1 protein-coding gene and 1 pseudogene are annotated in these 1,815 nt (G+C 65.0%); both read left to right on the forward strand.

Features of this window, described 5'->3' with window-relative positions; translation table 11 throughout:
* Positions 1 to 247, forward strand: a pseudogene (locus tag C2U70_RS33370) (caspase family protein); the annotation flags it as partial.
* A 14-nt stretch (positions 248 to 261) separates the two neighbouring features.
* Positions 262 to 1,815 (forward strand): caspase family protein (locus C2U70_RS01755; RefSeq protein ID WP_140976142.1); only part of this gene is annotated, 1,554 nt, incomplete at its 3' end.

The raw sequence follows: 1,815 nt of genomic DNA on the forward strand, positions 1-1,815 counted from the left end.
CAATGAATGCGAGAAGGTGCAGGACAAGAAGCCGGTCGCAACGCGCGAGGACGCCAAGCCGCGAGACGACCAGAGGAAGAAGGTTGAGGCCGCGCCCGCGAAGCCGCAGGCGACGGGGCAGATGATCTGCGGGCAAGGGGGATGCCGGCCAGTGCAAAAGGGCTGTCGCCTGCAATCATCGCCTGAATTGTCGAGGACCAGCTCGGCAATCCAGGCGTCAGGTGGGATGGTGGAAGTTTGCAATTGAGAACAAGGGTCGTCATGGACGCGCTTCGTTGTCTCTTGATCGTCTTGGCCGTGTGGCTCGGCTGCGGACCGGCAATGGCCGAACGGCGCGTGGCGCTGGTGATCGGCAATTCCGCCTACAAGAACGTGGCCCGGCTCACCAACCCGGCGAACGATGCCACGCTGGTCGGCGGCATGTTCAGGAAAGCCGGGTTTGACGCCGTCGACGTCAAGCTCGACCTCAATGTGTCGGAGATGCGCAAGGCGTTGCGTGAGTTTGGCGGCAAGGCTCGGGATGCCGAGGTTGCCGTGGTTTATTACGCCGGTCACGGCATCGAGCTGGACGGCAACAACTACCTGATCCCGACAGACGCGACGCTGGAGACGGACACGGATGTGTTGGACGAGACGTTCCCGCTCGACCGCGTCCTGTTTGCCATTGAACCAGCCAAGCAGCTCCGTCTTGTGATCCTGGACGCCTGCCGCGACAATCCCTTTGCCAAGACGATGAAGCGGACGATCGCTTCGCGCGCGATCGGTCGAGGCCTTGCCAAGGTCGAGCCGACCAGCCCGAATACGATGATTGCCTTCGCGGCGAAGGCGGGCTCGACGGCCTCGGACGGCGACTCCAAAAACAGCCCGTTCGCAGCCGCTCTGGTCGAGCGCCTCCCGACCCCGGGGCTGGATCTCGGCAAGGCCTTCCGCTTCGTCCGCGACGATGTCCTGAAGACCACCGGCAACAAGCAGGAGCCCTTTGTTTACGGTTCGCTCGGCGGCGACGACGTGCCGCTGGTTCCGGCGAAGCCGGTCGCCACAGGACCGCAGGCCAACCCGCAGGATGCGGTTCGCCGGGACTACGAGTTGGCGCTCCAGCTCGGGACCCGTGACGGTTGGACTGCATTCCTCGGTCAGTATCCGGATGGGTTTTATGCCAACTTGGCCAAGGGACAACTGAACAAAATCGCGGCCGAGGAGAACCGCGTCGTTGCCGCAGACAAGGCTCGGCACGCCGAGGAAGAGAAGACGAGGCTGGGAGCCGAACGGGCCAAGAAGGCCGAGCAGGATAAGGCAGCCGCCGCCGCCAAGGCCGCCGAGGACACCAGGCTCGCGGCCGAGAAGGCGAAGCAGGCCGAAGAGGCGAAGGCGGCCGCAGCCGAGCAGCGCCGGAAGGATGCCGAGGCCGCCGCAGCCAAGGTGCTGGCCGACAAGCAGGCGGCCGAGAAGGCGCAACGCGACGGCGAGCAGAAGGTCGCCGCGGTTGCTCCAACTCAGACACCGCCCGGCCTCTCGCCGCAGGAGACCGCAAAGCTGGTGCAGTCAGAGCTCCGTCGCGTCGGATGCCTCACAGGTGCATCGGACGGCGACTGGAACGCCACCGCGCAGCGCTCGCTGACCCTGTTCAACAAGCACGCCGGCACCAAGTTCGACGCCAAGCTGGCCAGCTTCGACGCCCTCGACGCGATCAAGAGCAAGCAGGGCCGCGTTTGCCCACTGGTCTGCGAGCGCGGCTTCAGGGCTGATGGCGACGCTTGCGTGAAGATCGCGTGCCGTGCGGGTTACCGCGTCAATGACAGCAATGAATGCGAGAAG

Origin of the sequence: Bradyrhizobium guangdongense, assembly GCF_006483445.1 — a bacterium.
Lineage (GTDB): Bacteria > Pseudomonadota > Alphaproteobacteria > Rhizobiales > Xanthobacteraceae > Bradyrhizobium > Bradyrhizobium guangdongense_A.